Annotated in this window: 17 protein-coding genes and 1 riboswitch; of the genes, 9 read left to right on the top strand and 8 right to left on the bottom strand. The window is 64.6% G+C overall.

What is annotated here, in order from left to right; all coding sequences use genetic code 11:
* Window positions 1–3 precede the first annotated feature (3 nt).
* Window positions 4–849 (top strand): nucleotidyltransferase domain-containing protein, encoded by an 846-nt coding sequence (locus H1B27_RS26520; protein WP_061878700.1) that lies wholly within the window; start codon window positions 4–6, stop codon window positions 847–849.
* Between the two features lie 4 nt (window positions 850–853).
* On the opposite strand, the gene H1B27_RS26515 is transcribed toward H1B27_RS26520, so the two are convergent.
* Window positions 854–1,489: a hypothetical protein gene (locus H1B27_RS26515; protein ID WP_061878389.1), complete on the bottom strand. Its 636-nt coding sequence runs from the start codon at window positions 1,487–1,489 to the stop codon at window positions 854–856.
* A 164-nt stretch (window positions 1,490–1,653) separates the two neighbouring features.
* Window positions 1,654–2,523: a DUF1194 domain-containing protein gene (locus tag H1B27_RS26510; RefSeq protein WP_061878390.1), complete on the bottom strand. Its 870-nt coding sequence runs from the start codon at window positions 2,521–2,523 to the stop codon at window positions 1,654–1,656.
* Window positions 2,524–2,851: 328 nt separating this feature from the next.
* Window positions 2,852–2,929, top strand: a riboswitch (Fluoride riboswitch).
* A 122-nt stretch (window positions 2,930–3,051) separates the two neighbouring features.
* Here H1B27_RS26510 and H1B27_RS26505 point away from each other — a divergent pair.
* From H1B27_RS26505 to clpS, 3 genes are all read left to right on the top strand, one after another.
* Window positions 3,052–4,254 carry an MFS transporter gene (locus tag H1B27_RS26505; RefSeq protein WP_197968089.1) on the top strand — a complete coding sequence of 401 codons (1,203 nt, stop codon included), beginning with the start codon at window positions 3,052–3,054 and terminating at the stop codon, window positions 4,252–4,254.
* 28 nt (window positions 4,255–4,282) lie between these two features.
* The gene (gene crcB, locus H1B27_RS26500; RefSeq protein ID WP_197968078.1) at window positions 4,283–4,666 is read left to right on the top strand and encodes a fluoride efflux transporter CrcB; all 384 of its coding nucleotides are present in this window, start codon (window positions 4,283–4,285) and stop codon (window positions 4,664–4,666) included.
* A 135-nt stretch (window positions 4,667–4,801) separates the two neighbouring features.
* On the top strand, window positions 4,802–5,107 hold the full coding sequence (gene clpS / locus H1B27_RS26495; protein WP_061878702.1) for an ATP-dependent Clp protease adapter ClpS: 306 nt from the start codon (window positions 4,802–4,804) through the stop codon (window positions 5,105–5,107).
* 4 nt (window positions 5,108–5,111) lie between these two features.
* On the opposite strand, the gene H1B27_RS26490 is transcribed toward clpS, so the two are convergent.
* From H1B27_RS26490 to fabI, 4 genes are all read right to left on the bottom strand, one after another.
* Window positions 5,112–6,302 (bottom strand): adenylate/guanylate cyclase domain-containing protein, encoded by a 1,191-nt coding sequence (locus tag H1B27_RS26490; protein ID WP_197968076.1) that lies wholly within the window; start codon window positions 6,300–6,302, stop codon window positions 5,112–5,114.
* 114 nt (window positions 6,303–6,416) lie between these two features.
* The gene (gene aroC / locus H1B27_RS26485) at window positions 6,417–7,505 is read right to left on the bottom strand and encodes a chorismate synthase (protein WP_061878393.1); all 1,089 of its coding nucleotides are present in this window, start codon (window positions 7,503–7,505) and stop codon (window positions 6,417–6,419) included.
* Between the two features lie 205 nt (window positions 7,506–7,710).
* Window positions 7,711–8,310, bottom strand: coding sequence for a histidine phosphatase family protein (locus H1B27_RS26480; RefSeq protein WP_197968074.1), 600 nt, complete (start codon window positions 8,308–8,310; stop codon window positions 7,711–7,713).
* 12 nt (window positions 8,311–8,322) lie between these two features.
* Window positions 8,323–9,138, bottom strand: a complete 816-nt coding sequence (fabI, locus tag H1B27_RS26475; RefSeq protein WP_028180364.1) for an enoyl-ACP reductase FabI — start codon at window positions 9,136–9,138, stop codon at window positions 8,323–8,325.
* A gap of 172 nt (window positions 9,139–9,310) precedes the next feature.
* On the opposite strand from fabI, the gene H1B27_RS26470 reads away from it, so the two are divergent.
* Window positions 9,311–9,799, top strand: a complete 489-nt coding sequence (locus H1B27_RS26470) for a sigma-70 family RNA polymerase sigma factor (protein ID WP_028180365.1) — start codon at window positions 9,311–9,313, stop codon at window positions 9,797–9,799.
* A gap of 105 nt (window positions 9,800–9,904) precedes the next feature.
* On the top strand, window positions 9,905–10,675 hold the full coding sequence (locus H1B27_RS26465) for an anti-sigma factor family protein (protein ID WP_197968072.1): 771 nt from the start codon (window positions 9,905–9,907) through the stop codon (window positions 10,673–10,675).
* Window positions 10,676–10,993: 318 nt separating this feature from the next.
* Here the strand turns inward: H1B27_RS26465 and H1B27_RS26460 are convergent, their stop codons facing one another.
* Together H1B27_RS26460 and H1B27_RS26455 are read right to left on the bottom strand one after the other, a co-directional pair.
* Complete coding sequence (locus H1B27_RS26460) at window positions 10,994–11,959, bottom strand: DnaJ C-terminal domain-containing protein (RefSeq protein ID WP_197968071.1); 966 nt, start codon at window positions 11,957–11,959, stop codon at window positions 10,994–10,996.
* Between the two features lie 106 nt (window positions 11,960–12,065).
* Complete coding sequence (locus tag H1B27_RS26455; RefSeq protein WP_210343504.1) at window positions 12,066–12,467, bottom strand: RT0821/Lpp0805 family surface protein; 402 nt, start codon at window positions 12,465–12,467, stop codon at window positions 12,066–12,068.
* A 119-nt stretch (window positions 12,468–12,586) separates the two neighbouring features.
* Between H1B27_RS26455 and pdxH the strand changes: the two genes are divergently transcribed.
* The 3 genes from pdxH to H1B27_RS26440 are packed head-to-tail and all read left to right on the top strand — an operon-like array spanning window position 12,587 to window position 14,718.
* Window positions 12,587–13,228, top strand: coding sequence for a pyridoxamine 5'-phosphate oxidase (gene pdxH, locus H1B27_RS26450; RefSeq protein WP_197968069.1), 642 nt, complete (start codon window positions 12,587–12,589; stop codon window positions 13,226–13,228).
* A 50-nt stretch (window positions 13,229–13,278) separates the two neighbouring features.
* Complete coding sequence (locus tag H1B27_RS26445; RefSeq protein ID WP_197968068.1) at window positions 13,279–14,031, top strand: SDR family NAD(P)-dependent oxidoreductase; 753 nt, start codon at window positions 13,279–13,281, stop codon at window positions 14,029–14,031.
* Between the two features lie 15 nt (window positions 14,032–14,046).
* Window positions 14,047–14,718: a class I SAM-dependent methyltransferase gene (locus H1B27_RS26440; RefSeq protein WP_197968066.1), complete on the top strand. Its 672-nt coding sequence runs from the start codon at window positions 14,047–14,049 to the stop codon at window positions 14,716–14,718.
* Window positions 14,719–14,776 lie beyond the last annotated feature (58 nt).

The raw sequence follows: 14,776 nt of genomic DNA, 5'->3' as shown, positions 1-14,776 counted from the left end.
CTGATGCCGCACGATCCGTTGCTCACCCGCCTGACATCCGTTCTTGCCGACGTACCGGGTGTTCACGCCGTCGTGCTCGGCGGCTCACGCGCGCGGGGCAGCGCGCATCCCTCGTCCGACTACGACATCGGGCTGTATTGTTCGAGCGCGGCCCCGCTCGATACGGATCGGCTCCTGACCGTCGTGGCGGAAATCGCCGACGATCCCGGCACTGCGACCGTAACGAGATATGGCGAATGGGGGCCATGGATCATCGGCGGCGCATGGCTGTCGGTCGAGGGACAAAAGGTCGATCTGCTCTACCGTCACGCCGACGATGTCGAGAGAGTCATGATGGACTGCCGAAACGGTACAGTCCTCATGGCCTACCAGCCCGGCCATCCACACGGCTTCTGCTCGGCAATCTGGATGGGCGAGATCGCATATTGTCAGCCTCTGCACGATCCGAAGGGCCTGATCGCGCGGCTCAAAGCAATCGCGCTCCCCTATCCGGAGGATCTGGGCCGCGCCTTGTTGCGGCGCTTTCAGTGGGAAATCCTGTTCAGCATCGACAATGCGGAACTTGCGACAGCTCGCGACGAGCGGACCCACGTCGCGGGCTGCGTCTACAGAGCGCTCGCGTGCATCGCGCAGGTGCTGTTTGCATTGAACCGTCGATATCTCATCAACGAAAAGGGCGCACTCATCGAGACGGCCGGCTTGCCCCTCACGATTCCCCGTCTGGTGGAACAGTCCGACGAAATCTGGCGGCTGATCGGGGATGGCGATTTGGCGCAGGCTTGTGCGATCCTGCGGCAGGTCGATCAGCAATTGAAGGCGCTGACACGATCCGGCGGGACGCCGCTGTGAACGGCTATGCCGTCTTGTCGACGGATGACGACGAATCCGCCGGCGGATATTTCGTCACCGGCACCATGAAGGATTTGGTGCCGACCTGATAGATGACCTTGCCGTTCTGTCCGTCATCGGTCGCGATCTGCGTCTGTCCGAACATGATGACGTTCTTGTAGACGATGCCAGTGCCCTGGCGGGTGATGCCGTCGGTGGTGACGCTGACCTGCGCTTCCTTGCCGTTGACGGAGAGCACCTTGAAGCTCGCGCTCTTGCCGTTGTCGCTGGAATAGCCACCCCAGCTTCCCATGAGACGGCTGTCGGAAGCCGGCGGCTCCTGCTTCTCGAGATTCGCGGTCTGCTTGCCAGCGCCGCCCACCGAGAACAGCAGCACCATGCTCTTCCCATCCTTGGTGCCGACCGTGACTCCGCCAAAGGTGATGAGCGTGCCGTTGACCTCGCCAAAGCCGCGTTCGGTGCGACCGTTATGGGTGTACTCGACCTGCGCCCGGGCGCCCCGGATGTTCACAACCTTGAAGCCGACCGGCTGGTTGTTGCCCACCCAATTGCCCTTCCAGTCACCGACCAGAGCACTCTGGCGATACATCCGCTCGTTGGCGGGCGAAATCTGGTTGGTGCTCGACGTGACGATGGCCATGGCTTGCTCAAAGGCAGGTTGGAAAACCCGCTTTCGTTCGCTCCAGCAATGCCGGGATGCCGGCTGGAAACAGAAGGAAACAGTCTGATTAGGGCCATGCACCGGTTAACGGGCAGTTAAATTCAACTGCCGGTTGGGATGGGCAAAAGGTCTCAGCCGGGACGTTAACGTCCCCAGCGGTCCGACCAGATCTTCTCGCCAATCAGGCAGTTGACGCGCGGCTCCTTGTCGGCAACGCGCATCACGGGGCGCTCGGGCGTGCGGCCGGCGACTTCCATCAGCAGCTTGGTGCGGATCGCTTCCTTGAACTTGTCGCGATCCTTGATCGTGATGACGAAAGAGCCGGGACCTCCGATGACGCAGTCCTCATAGTATAAATCGAGATTGTCGATATCCATGGTCGAATAGGACGGCTCCTTGACCATGATCGGCAGGCCGTTGATGACGATGCCCTTCTCCAGGGCAGCATCGCGCGCCACCGTGACCGGGCCGCCATTGTTGTTGGGACCGTCGCCGGAAATGTCGATGACGCGGCGCAAGCCCCGATAGGGATCCTCGTCGAACAGCGGCATCGCGAACGTGATCGCACCGGAGATCGATGTGCGCGAGGCGCGCCGGATCGGCGTTTTCATGATCTCGGCGGCAACTGCGTCCGCCGTCTCCGGTCCGTCGACCAGGCGCCAGGGGATGATCATCTTCTGGTCGCTGGAGGCGGCCCACTCGAAATAGGTCACTGCGATCCGGCCGTTCGGACCTAACTTCAGCGCCTGCAGGAACTCCTTCGACTGGATTGCCTGCGCATAGCCCTCGCGCTGGACCGCGAGCTCGTCCATGTCCATGGAGTAGGACACGTCGACCGCGAGGATCAATTCGACGTCGACCGTCTGCGCGTCCTTGTCGGCCGCCAGCCGTTGCGATTGAGATCGACTGCCGGGCGATTCGAATTTGGGTCCCGGTGCCGCGATGCTCGCGACGTCCCCTCCGGCAAGCATGCCGGCCACCAGCACAGCCCCGATCGAGAACAGCAAACGCATCGCAGTCTCCCGTCGTATGACGCGATGGTGACATGCAATTGCCTTGCCGCAAAGGCCGAAGATCGCTTGTGCTTCACATTCGAGTTAAGAACTTGCGTGCCAGCGCGAAACCGCCGCCGTGTCGCCGCGCTTGCGTCACCGGAAGACGCGCGATTACAGGATTCATCAATCCGGGGCGGCTCGAAGAGCCGAAGCCGTAATGGCGAGATTCTCAGGCGTGCAAGGGCGCGCCGGAGTTCTCGCTTCGCGAGCCCCTGGAATGGCGGCGGCGAGCCTGGAGTGCACGCCGCGCCTACTTGTCCGGCACGATTTCCATGCTAGGGTTGGTCGCACAGATGGGGATGGAGTCCCCCGACAACCGCCCGGCGGTCGATGACCGTGCTTGGCTGATGACTCCTGCTCGAGGAGAGGCAATCTCAAGGCCTCTGCCTTTGGCGGGAGCATGGACATACCCGCCGATGGCGGGTTTTTTGTTGCCTTGTAACGAAGGCCAGCCGGAGAAGGCCAGGAGAAGACGACGACGTGACGATGCCGACACCGAATGCTGCGCGCACGATGCTGCCCAGAGGAATCTGGGTGCTCGGCTTCGTCTCGATGCTGATGGACATCTCCTCCGAGATGATCCATGCGCTGCTGCCGATCTATCTCGTCACCGTGCTCGGCGCCTCCACGCTCACCGTCGGGTTCATCGAGGGTATTGCGGAGGCTACCGCCTCGATCACGAAGATCTTCTCCGGTGCGCTGTCGGACTGGCTCGGCCGCCGCAAGCTGCTCGCCGCCCTCGGCTACGGGCTGGCCGCCTTCACCAAGCCGCTGTTCCCGCTCGCGCCCAGCGTCGAATGGCTGGTGGCGGCGCGCTTCATCGACCGCGTCGGCAAAGGCATTCGCGGCGCACCGCGCGATGCGCTGATCGCCGACATCGCGCCGGTCGGCCTGCGCGGCGCGAGCTTTGGCCTGCGGCAATCGCTCGACACGATCGGCGCCTTCGTCGGACCGCTCGTGGCGATCGGCCTGATGTGGTGGACGGCGGACAATTTTGCCCTCGTGTTCTGGGTGGCGGTGCTGCCGGCGTTCCTGTCCTTTGGTTTGATCGCCTTCGCGGTGAACGAGCCGGAGCCTGATCCAAGCCGGACACGTGCAAAAAACCCGCTCAATCTCGCCGCCATGCGGCAGCTCGGAGCGGTCTATTGGCGTGTCGTGGCGGTCGGAATCGTCTTCACCCTCGCGCGCTTCAGCGAGGCTTTCCTGATCCTGCGCGCGCAGAACATCGGACTCAATGTGATGTGGGTGCCGGCGGTGCTGGTGCTGATGAACATCGCCTATGCCCTGTCGGCCTATCCGGCCGGCGTGCTGTCGGACCGGATCAACCGGACCGGCCTGCTCGCCCTCGGCCTCGTCTTCCTCGCCGGCGCCGACCTCGCGCTGGCGCTGCTGCCGAATCTGGCCGGCCTTGCGCTCGGGGTCGTGCTATGGGGGCTGCATATGGGATTGACGCAAGGGCTGCTCTCGGCCCTCGTCGCCGACGCTGCGCCAGCGAGCCTGCGCGGCACTGCATTCGGCTATTTCAACCTGTTCACGGGACTTGCCTTGCTGGCCGCGAGCGTGATCGCCGGCGCGCTTTGGGACGCATATGGTCCCCAAGGCACGTTCCTCGCAGGGCTCGGCTTCGCGCTGGTCTCGCTCGTCGGGCTGCTCACGGTCGGCAACGGGCTGGCGGCAAAGGACGGATAGTGCAGGTCACAAACCAGGGAACGAGACGTTGAACATCCAATACATTCTGGCTGTAGCCGCCGGCGGAGCGCTCGGCGCGGTCGTGCGCTACCTCGTTGCAATCGGTTCGGGCCGCGCTTTCGGCACCAACTTTCCTTGGGGCACCCTGATCATCAACGTGACGGGATCATTCCTGATCGGCATTTTCGCCGCGCTGTTCGCGACGAGATGGAACCTGCCGCAGACCGCCCGGATGTTCTTGACGGTGGGGATTTGTGGCGGATACACCACATTCTCGACGTTCTCGCTGGATGCTTGGTATCTGATCGAGCGCGGTCAGACCGTCACCTCGGCCGTCTACATGATTGCATCGGTAGTGCTGTCCGTGGGGGCGCTGATCGCCGCAATGCAGTTTGTTCGCACTCTTCCGTAGGGGCTCAGCGCGACCAGCGCATCCCTGCCCGTCTGCAACGACATGATGGCGGCGCGCCGACCACCTTGGAGAAGCCCGGGCGCCTGCAATATGATCAGAGGGCTGGAGCTCATCAGGGCCGGGTTTCAGGAAACGATGAACGACACCGTCACCAAGCCGAAAACCAGGACAAAGACCAAGGTCGAGCGGCCGCGGCTGCACAAGGTCATCCTGATCAACGACGACTACACGCCGCGCGAATTCGTCACCATGGTGCTGAAGGCCGAATTCCGCATGACGGAGGATCAGGCCTACAAGGTGATGATCACCGCGCACAAGCTGGGTGCCTGCGTCGTCGCGGTGTTCACCAAGGATGTTGCCGAGACCAAGGCGACGCGCGCCACCGACGCCGGCCGCGCCAAGGGCTATCCGCTGCTGTTCACGACCGAGCCGGAGGAGTAGCGGTTCAGCCGGCCTGCACGTGCGCTTCTTCCGCGAGCCCGTAGACGCGCTGCGCCTTGGAAAATCCCGCGATCGGAAACTCGCCGAGCTGGTGCCAATCATGGCGGCAGACATTGGCAAAACCTTCCGAGGCGACGACGGTCCGCCCCAGGCGCCCCGTGATCTTCTCCAGCCTTGCGGCGAGATTGACCGCCGGGCCGATGCAGGTGAAATCAAGACGGTTACCGCCGCCGATATTGCCATAAAGGATGTTGCCGACATGCAACGCGACGCCGAAGCGGAATCGCTCGACGGCCTCGCCGACCGGAAAGGCCAGCGCCTCGACGCTGGCGCGGGACTCGCGCGCGGCCTCCAGCACGCGCGCGCAGACATGGGCGGCATCGCCGACATATTCGTCGATCGGGAACACGGCGAGCAGGCCGTCGCCCATGAATTTCAGCACCTCGCCGCCATGGCCGCGGATCGCGGCGACCTGGCAGTCGAAATATTGGTTGAGGATCTCGACCACCGTCTCGGCCGGCAGCCGGTCCGACAGCGCGGTGAAGCCGCGCAGGTCCGACAGCCAGATCGCGGCCTGCATGGTGTCGTTGTGACCGCGGCGGATCTGGCCGCCGAGGATGCGCGCGCCGGCGCGATTGCCGACATAGGTGTCGAGCAGCATCTCGGCGGTGCGGCGCAGGCTGATGATCTCGCTGATGCGCGCAAGCGGTGCAATGAGAGCTCGGATGGCCGCGATGTCGTCGTCGCTGAAGCCATCGGGACGCTGCGTGATCCAGCTCGTCGCGTGGATGGAGCCATCGAGAAAAGGCACCGGCACCGCGATATAATCGGTCGCGCCTTCTGCGTGCATGTCCCCGAGGAACGGAAATCGCTTGCTGTCGGGGTCGTTTGCGCGTCCCCGGACCTCGATGCCCTGCTCGAACACGACGCGAAGCGGGCTGCGTGCGAACTGGGGCGTCTCCAGAACCTCGAAATCGACGGCACCGATTTCAACTCCCTGGCCCTGCCGCCAGATGAAGTTGCGGCCGAAGACTTCGGGATGCAGCGTGCGGATGAAGATGCCGAACCGCCACAGCGGCAGGCCGGCCGCGACCAGACGCTCGCAGAAATCGGCAATCCCTACCGCCGGCTCCTGGGCCGCCCAGGTGCCGTCGATCAGCCAGTCGCAGATGCGCTGAAGCTCGGAGCTGTTCATGGGCGCATTTGCGAACGAAGTTGCGGAGTCGTCAAGCTGCGCGGTCGGCTAGTACCGCGACATGAACGCTCGCGGCAGGTCTTCACCTCTCCCCAGCGGGGAGAGGTGAAGCAACTACCGTCCCACCTGCCCGCGATCGCGCAGGAAGTGATCCGCCAGCACGCAAGCCATCATGGCCTCGCCGACCGGGACGGCACGGATGCCGACACAAGGATCGTGGCGGCCCTTGGTGAAGATCTCGGTCTCGGCTCCCTGCCGATCGACGGTGAGACGCGGCTGGAGGATCGACGAGGTCGGCTTCACCGCGAAGCGCACCACCACCGGCTGTCCGGTGGAGATACCGCCCAGCACGCCGCCCGCATGGTTGGACAGAAACCGCGTGCCGTCATTGCCGGTGCGCATCTCGTCGGCGTTCTCTTCGCCGGTGAGCTCGGCCGCGCCGAAGCCGGCGCCGATCTCGACGCCCTTCACAGCGTTGATGCTCATCATCGCGGCCGCGAGATCGGAATCGAGCTTGGCATAGATCGGCGCGCCGAGACCTGCCGGCACGCCATCGGCGACGACCTCGATCACCGCGCCGATCGAGGATCCGCTCTTGCGGATGCCGTCGAGATAGGTCTCGAAGAATGCGGCCTTGTCCTTGTCGGGACAGAAGAACGGATTCTTGGCGATCTCGTCCCAGTCCCACTTGTCGCGATCAATCTTGTGCGGGCCGATCTGCACCAAGGCGCCGCGCACCTTCACGTCGGGCAGGACTTTTCGCGCGATCGCGCCGGCGGCAACGCGCATCGCGGTCTCGCGCGCCGAGGAGCGCCCGCCGCCGCGATAGTCGCGCAGACCGTACTTGGCCTCATAAGTGAAGTCGGCATGGCCCGGACGAAACTTGTCCTTGATCTCGGAATAGTCCTTGGAGCGCTGGTCGGTGTTCTCGATCAGGAGTCCGATCGGCGTGCCCGTCGTCACCTGCACGCCGGTCTCCGGATGCGCCATCACGCCGGACAGGATCTTCACCTGATCCGGCTCCTGACGCTGCGTCGTGAAGCGCGACTGGCCCGGCCGCCGGCGATCGAGATCACGCTGGATGTCGGCCTCGGTGAGCGGGATCATGGGCGGGCAGCCATCGACCACGCAGCCGATCGCGACCCCGTGGCTCTCGCCGAAGGTGGTGACGCGGAACATGTGGCCGAAGGTGTTGAAGGACATCGCGGATGCCGCCTAACGCTGACTTGCAACAACTATGTTGAATGTCAACGTGACGTAACGCGATCTGAATTGGGGGTCAAATGGTCCCCACAGCCGTCATGGCCGGGCTTGTCCCGGCCATCCACGGTCTCGGTCACGTCGGGCAAAAAGCGCGTGGATGCCCGGGACAAGCCCGGGCATGACGGCGGAGGATGTGGCGCTGCCGTTAACTGAACTTCTCCAGCCGGCCGTCGCGGAACACGTAGACCGCGCCCTGCTCGATAAAGAGCTCCGCAGCGCTGACAGGGGTCTCGACGCCCAGGGCCACCATCAGGGCCCGGCAGGTGCCGCCATGGGCGACGGCCACCGTATCGACCAGAAGCGACTCGTACCAGTCGAGCATGCGCAACTGCACGGCCGCGTAGGTCTCCCCGCCCGCGGGCGCGACGGTCCATTTGTCGGCGAGGCGACTCGCATAGACATCCGGATCGGAGGCTTCGCTCTCGGCCAGCGTCAGCCCCTCCCAGACGCCATAGCCGATCTCACGCAGGCGATCGTCGAGCGAATAGTCCGAAGCCGACAATCCAAGCGTCTCGCGCGCGAGTTCCATGGTCTGCCGCGCACGGCCGAGCGGGCTCGACACGTAAGGCAGCGCCGCCCTGTCCCTGCCCTCGCGCCTGAACAGATCGGCCAGAATGCCGGCCGCCTGCACGGCCTGGGCCCGGCCACGCGCATTCAGCGGGACGTCCCTGGTGCCCTGGAGTCGCCCGAGCGCGTTCCACTCGGTCTCGCCATGGCGAAGGAAGTAGATCGTGGGCACGGGCATTCCGGCTCAGGGCTAGTCCTTCCCGCCCAGCGAGATGTCCGGCGCATCCGGCCGCTTCATGCCGAGCACATGGTAGCCGGAATCGACGTGATGCACCTCGCCGGTGACGCCGCGCGAGAGGTCGGAGAGGAAGTACAGCGCGCTGCCGCCGACGTCTTCGGTCGAGACGTTGCGCCGCATCGGCGCGTTGTATTCGTTCCACTTCAGGATATAGCGGAAGTCGCCGATGCCGGATGCCGCGAGCGTCTTGATCGGTCCCGCCGAGATGGCGTTGACGCGAATGTTCTTCTCGCCGAGATCGGCGGCGAGATAGCGCACGCTGGCCTCCAGCGCCGCCTTGGCGACGCCCATCACGTTGTAATGCGGCATCCATTTCTCGGCGCCGTAGTAGCTGAGCGTGATGAGCGACCCGCCATCCGTCATCAGCTTCTCGGCGCGCTGCGCCACCGCGGTGAATGAATAGCAGGAGATCAGCATCGACTTCGAAAAATTCTCCTGCGTCGTGTCGACGTAGCGGCCGTCGAGCTGCTCGCCATAGGCGATCGCGTGCACCAGGAAGTCGATCTTGCCCCACTTCTCCTTCAGCACTGCGAAGGCAGCGTCGATGGTCGCGGCATCCGTGACGTCACAATGGCCGAGCACGAGACCGCCGATCTCGGCGGCAAGCGGCTCGACGCGCTTCTTCAGCGCATCGCCCTGATAGGTGAAGGCGAGCTCGGCGCCCGCGGCGTGGCATGCCTTGGCGATGCCCCAGGCGATCGAGCGGTTGTTGGCAACGCCGAGGATCACTCCGCGCTTGCCTTGCATCAGACCTGAATTCTGCGCCATTTTGAACGTCCCGTCGAAGCTCTCGTTGAGGTCTGGAGGTACACCAGCCCTCCCCTGCGGTACAGCCCTAATACGCGGCGTTAACGCTGTTTCGAGTGTCGGAATAGCCGTTCCACTCGGGTGTTATGATCGTTGAGGCGCTCGCGCCGAACGCTAGGACTTCAAGACTGCAATGAACGCGTTTCGCCAGAGTGTGGAAGTCATGATCCCGGCGTTGCGGCGTTACGCCCGCGCGCTCACGCGCGATGCGGATGCGGCCGACGATCTGGTGCAGGATACATTGGTGCGCGCGCTGCGTTCGGAACGCCTGTTTCTCGGGGGCGACGTCAGGAGCTGGCTCTATACGATCCTGACCAACCTCAACAAGAACCGGCGGCGCTCACTGGCAAGGCGGCCGCAATTCATGCCGCTGACGGAGAACAACCCGGATGCCAGCGGGACCGAGGCCGAAGGACGTGACATCGAGAAGGCGCTGGCCACCCTCGTCGAGGAACAGCGTTCGGTGCTGCTCCTGGTGATGCTGGAAGGCATGAGCTATCGCGAGGTCGCCGACATCCAGGGCGTGCCGATCGGCACCGTGATGTCGCGCCTGGCACGCGCACGGGCCCACGTTAAAGCCTCGCTGGAGGGTGAGCGCCCGGCGCTCAGGCGGGTGAAATGAGGACAGCGTGATGCATCGCACATCGTCCGCCCGCAGCCAGCCGAGGACGCGAGCGAAGTTGAGCCACGAACGATTTTTTGGGCCGCAGAGCCAGAGACGACCGATATGAACGACCGCAATATCCCAGTGACCGAAGACGAGCTGCACGCCTATGTCGACGGCGAGCTGCCGGCAGAACGTCGCGCCGATGTCGAGGCCTGGCTCGCCGCCCACCCTGACGAGGCCGAGCGGGTCCAATCCTGGCGGAGCATGGCCGAGATGCTGCACGCCCGCTACGATTCCGTCGCGCAGGAGCCCGTGCCGGCGCGGCTGGAGCTGGAGCGGCTGGAGCGCCGCCCGCGGCAATGGTTCTACGGCGCCGCCGCAGCCGTGCTGGCTGCTTTCGTTGCCGGCGGCACGGCCGGCTGGGTGGCACATGGCGCCGCCAACGCGCCCTCCACGTTTCAGAGCCTTACGGCAGACGCGCTCGATGCCCACCGCCTCTACGTCGTCGAGGTCCGCCATCCCGTCGAAGTCGGCGGCAACGAGCGTGACCATCTGCAGGCCTGGCTGACCCGGCGCTGCGGCTGGACGGTGTTCGCTCCGAACCTGGAGGCGAGCGGTCTGAAGCTCGTCGGCGGCCGGCTTCTGCCCGGGCCGAACGGTCCGGCGTCGTTCCTGATGTATGAGGGCGCTTCGGGTGAGCGGTACACGATCTACGCCACCAAGACCGACAATGGTGCGACGCAGATGCGCTACGCCAGGACGGACAAGGACGGAGCGCTGTTCTGGGCCGAACGCGGCGTCGGCTACGTCGTCAGCGGCGGCGGCGATCGCGAGCGGCTGAACAAGGTGGCGCAGGCCGTGTACGACCAAGCGGAGAAACACGGCACCTGAGCAAGCGCATAAGCGCGATGCCCAGATTCCGACATTGAAAATTTGGAATCAAGACATCGGCGCGTCTCATTATCGCACCGGATGCTCACGCGAAAATGAGCAGCGTTCGATCCGCCGATCGACGCGGGCGGCCTCGATTGGGGCTTTTGGTACCGCGCTGGTCCCCCTCTCGAGGCCGCACCTTATTCTCGGCTGCCCGCCGGACAGCCGACATGTCTTGAAGTCAGCGCCGAAGCGCGCTGCGCTTCAGACCCAAGTTGAGCATCATCCTTTCGGGAAGAGAATGCTCCGATCGTCGAGGTGGCCTCGGATAGCGCCCTAGCCGAGCCCGCTACGCGGATTGTAGGGGTGGTGGTCCCGCCACTTCTCCATCAATGCTTCGAGCTCGGCGTCGTTCCCGTCCGGTAGCATAATCCTGATGGTCACGAAGAGATCCCCGGTTCCACCAGCTTTCGGCAAGCCCTTGCCCTTGAGGCGGAAGGTCCGGCCGCTGGAGGTGTTCTTCGGGACCGAAAGCTCCACGGCATTGCCGAGGGTGGGCACACGGACCTTGCCGCCAAGCACCGCCTCATACAACGTCACCGGCAGGTCGATCCTGAGGTCGGCGCCCTCGACCTTGAAGAACGGGTGCGGCGCGATGTTGATGGTGATCAGGAGATCGCCGGGCGGATGGCCCTGCGCGCTCTCGCCCTGCCCCCGGAGCCGAATCTGCTGGCCCTCGGTGACGCCGGCCGGAATCTTGACGTTGAGCTCCTTGCCCGTCGGCAGCCGGACGCGCTTCTCGCCACCCTTGGCCGACTCTTCCAGCGAGACGGACATGGCGACATTGACATCAAGATCGAGCCCGATGCCGCCGGTATCGAATTCGAACTGGGCGCCGCCACCGGCCCCAGGCCGGGCGCCGCGCACCCCGCCGCCGAACATGCTGTTGAGGATATCCTCGAACGCGCCGCCGCCCGCGCCGCCCCCCGCCCCGCCGCTCCGGAACGTATAGCTCTCGAACCCGCCGGGACCCGCGCGGCCGCGCGGCCCCCCGCCGCCAGGAAAACCCTGGAAGCGTGGCTTGCCCTCGGCATCAATCTCGCCGCGGTCAAACTGCTTGCGCTTGTCCTCGTCGCCGAGGATCTCGTTGGCCGAGTTGATCTCAGCGAAGCGCTCGGCAGCCTTCGGATCACCCTTGTTGCTGTCCGGATGATGCTTCTTGGCCAGCTTGCGATAGGCGCTCTTGATCGCGGCAGCGCTGGCGCTCCGCGGCACCCCCAAGACCTCATAGGGGTCGCGCATTCGTCACGTCTCCTTCAAGAAATCGAATTGTTCAAAGGGCTCCCCGCCCCACCTGCGGACCATGTGGGAAGAGAGTGGCATTTTTGCAACTAGCAGCGTGTTGAACTTAGCTCCGCCACGGCTTTAGCGTATGAATCTCCCAACGGCCACGGCTCCTTTGGCAGCCGGCGCCCTGAAGCCAGCTTTCGGTGGTGCCGTTGACATAGCTCGCCAGGAAGTCGCGGCATCTGCGTCCGTCCTCGGCGGCATAGGACTGGGCGATCGGCGTCACAGAGCCGCGCGCCCCGGTCTCCGGATTCTCCCAGTGCTGGCTGGAATCCTTGTCGCCCTTGCTGAGCACGTCGGAGGCGGCATTACGCGCGAAGGCGAGATCGGTCTCGGTGGGCGCCGCGTCTCTCGCCGACCGCGCGATCGAGCCGGTGAGATCGCTGTCGTCGGTCTTGGCGTAGGCACTCGTGTCATTGCGGGAAAAGCTGCAGCCGCCGGCGCCGAGCCCGACCAGAATCATCGTCACGGCGAGGCCGGAGGGCCGGATCGCCGATAGGCCAACGCGATCCCATGCCCTATATAGGGCGGTAGCGGACAAGGACGCATTTTGGGCCGCGGGACGCAACTCGGACTCCAGACATGACCGACACGACCTCGATGAAACACCAGACACCCTTAACATCCGGTGATTTCACCGCCGCCGACGAGCCATTTGCGCTGTTTGAGGTCTGGCTGAACGAGGCGACCAAGAGCGAGCCGAACGACCCGAATGCCATGGCGCTCGCAACCGTCGACCCTGACGGACTGCCGGACGTCCGCATGGTGCTGATGAAGGGCTTCGATACCGAAGGTTTCGTCTTCTACAGCCACATCGCCAGCCAGAAGGGCCGCGAACTCGCCGCAAATCCTAAGGCAGCGTTACTGTTTCACTGGAAGTCGCTGCGCCGTCAGGTCCGCATCCGCGGCAACGTGACGCCGGTGACCGACACTGAAGCCGACGCCTATTTCGCCACCCGCCCCAAGCAGGCCCAGATCGGCGCCTGGGCGAGCAAGCAGTCGCAAGAGCTTGAGAGCCGCTTCGCCTTCGAGCAGGCCATCGCCAAGGTTGCGGCCAGATATGTCATCGGCGAAGTGCCGCGGCCGCCGGGCTGGAGCGGCTGGCGCATCACGCCGATGCGTATCGAGTTCTGGCACGACCGCCCGTTCCGCCTGCACGACCGCATCGAATTTCGCCGCGACGCCGCTGGCCAGAAATGGTCCAAGACGCGGATGTACCCTTGATCCCTGTCTTCAACCTAGTCTCGAGCTTTGGGTCGACCTGAAAGATGTCCATGCCGCATTCGTCCAATACGCCGCGCCGCACGCTGCTCCTGACCGGAGCAAGCCGCGGCATCGGCCACGCCACGGTGATCCGCTTTTCCTCGGCGGGATGGCGCGTCATCACTTGCTCGCGGCATCCTTTCCCGGAGGACTGCCCGTGGGACGCAGGGCCCGAGGACCACATCCAGGTCGACCTTGGCGATCCCCAGGATACGGCGCGCGCGATCTCCGAGATCCGCAACCGGCTGGAGGGCGGCATGCTGCATGCGCTGGTCAACAACGCCGCGATCTCGCCGAAGGGCCCGGGCGGCTCCCGGCTCGGCTCGGTCGACACTGACCTCGACACCTGGACGCATGTCTTCCATGTCAACTTCTTCGCGCCGATCATGATGGCACGCGGGCTGATCGAGGAATTGAAGGCGGCCAAGGGCTCGGTCGTCAACGTCACTTCGATCGCGGGCTCGCGCGTGCACCCGTTCGCGGGCGCCGCCTACGCCACCTCGAAGGCCGCGCTCGCCTCGCTGACGCGCGAGATGGCGTCCGATTTCGGCCGTATCGGCGTCCGCGTCAACGCGATCGCCCCGGGCGAGATCGACACCTCGATCCTGTCGCCGGGCACCGAGAAGATCGTCGAACAGCAGATCCCGATGCACCGCCTCGGCACGCCCGACGAAGTGGCCAAGATCATCTACGTGCTGTGCACCGATACCAGCTCCTACGTCAACGGCGCCGAGATTCACATCAACGGCGGCCAGCACGTGTAGGCAGGGCACGAAAGCATGGGCCGGTTCGCAAGCACCGCCTCACTCTACGAGCATTTGCGGCCGCCGTATCCGCGCGAATTCTTCCGCTGCGTCGCGCAAAAACTCGGTCTCACCAACCAGAGCAGCCTGATCGATCTCGGTACCGGACCCGGGCTGCTGGCGCTCGGCTTCGGCCCCTATGTCGGCCGTGTCGTCGGAGTCGATCCGGAGCCTGCGATGCTCGACGCCGCGCGGCTTGCCGCTTCGGGCGCGGGTCGACATGTCACGCTGATTGAAGGCAAGGCAGAGACGCTTCCACCCGATATCGGCACTTTCGACATCGTCACGATCGGCCGTGCGTTGCATTGGATGGATCGCAATGCGACGGTTGCCCAACTCGGCCAGCTGGTTGCACACGGGGGCGCGATCGCGATCTGCGCTTCGTTCTCGGCTACCGACGGCCGTAACCCATGGCTCGATGGTTACAACGAAATTCGCCGTCGCTGGTCGCCTTCGCAGCTCTGGGAGGAGGCAGGACGGGGCACGCGGACACATCGCGACCTTTCCGCGTTCTTCCACGGCAGCCCGTTGCAGTTCGCCGAGCTTGTCACCGTCGAGACCAGCCATCTGGTCGGCCTGCACGATTTGGCGAAGCGGCCGCGACTATGCGATCGAAGAGACCATCGTCTCGACGGCGCAGATAGTTAAGCCCTAGCAGATTTGCCGAAGAGTGGAAGCAAGGCGATCCAGACAACGCCGCCGCAAG

Origin of the sequence: Bradyrhizobium diversitatis (assembly GCF_016031635.1) — a bacterium.
GTDB lineage: Bacteria > Pseudomonadota > Alphaproteobacteria > Rhizobiales > Xanthobacteraceae > Bradyrhizobium > Bradyrhizobium diversitatis.
The sequence above is the reverse complement of the archived record's forward strand: the minus strand, read 5'-3'. Positions and strand labels throughout refer to the sequence as shown.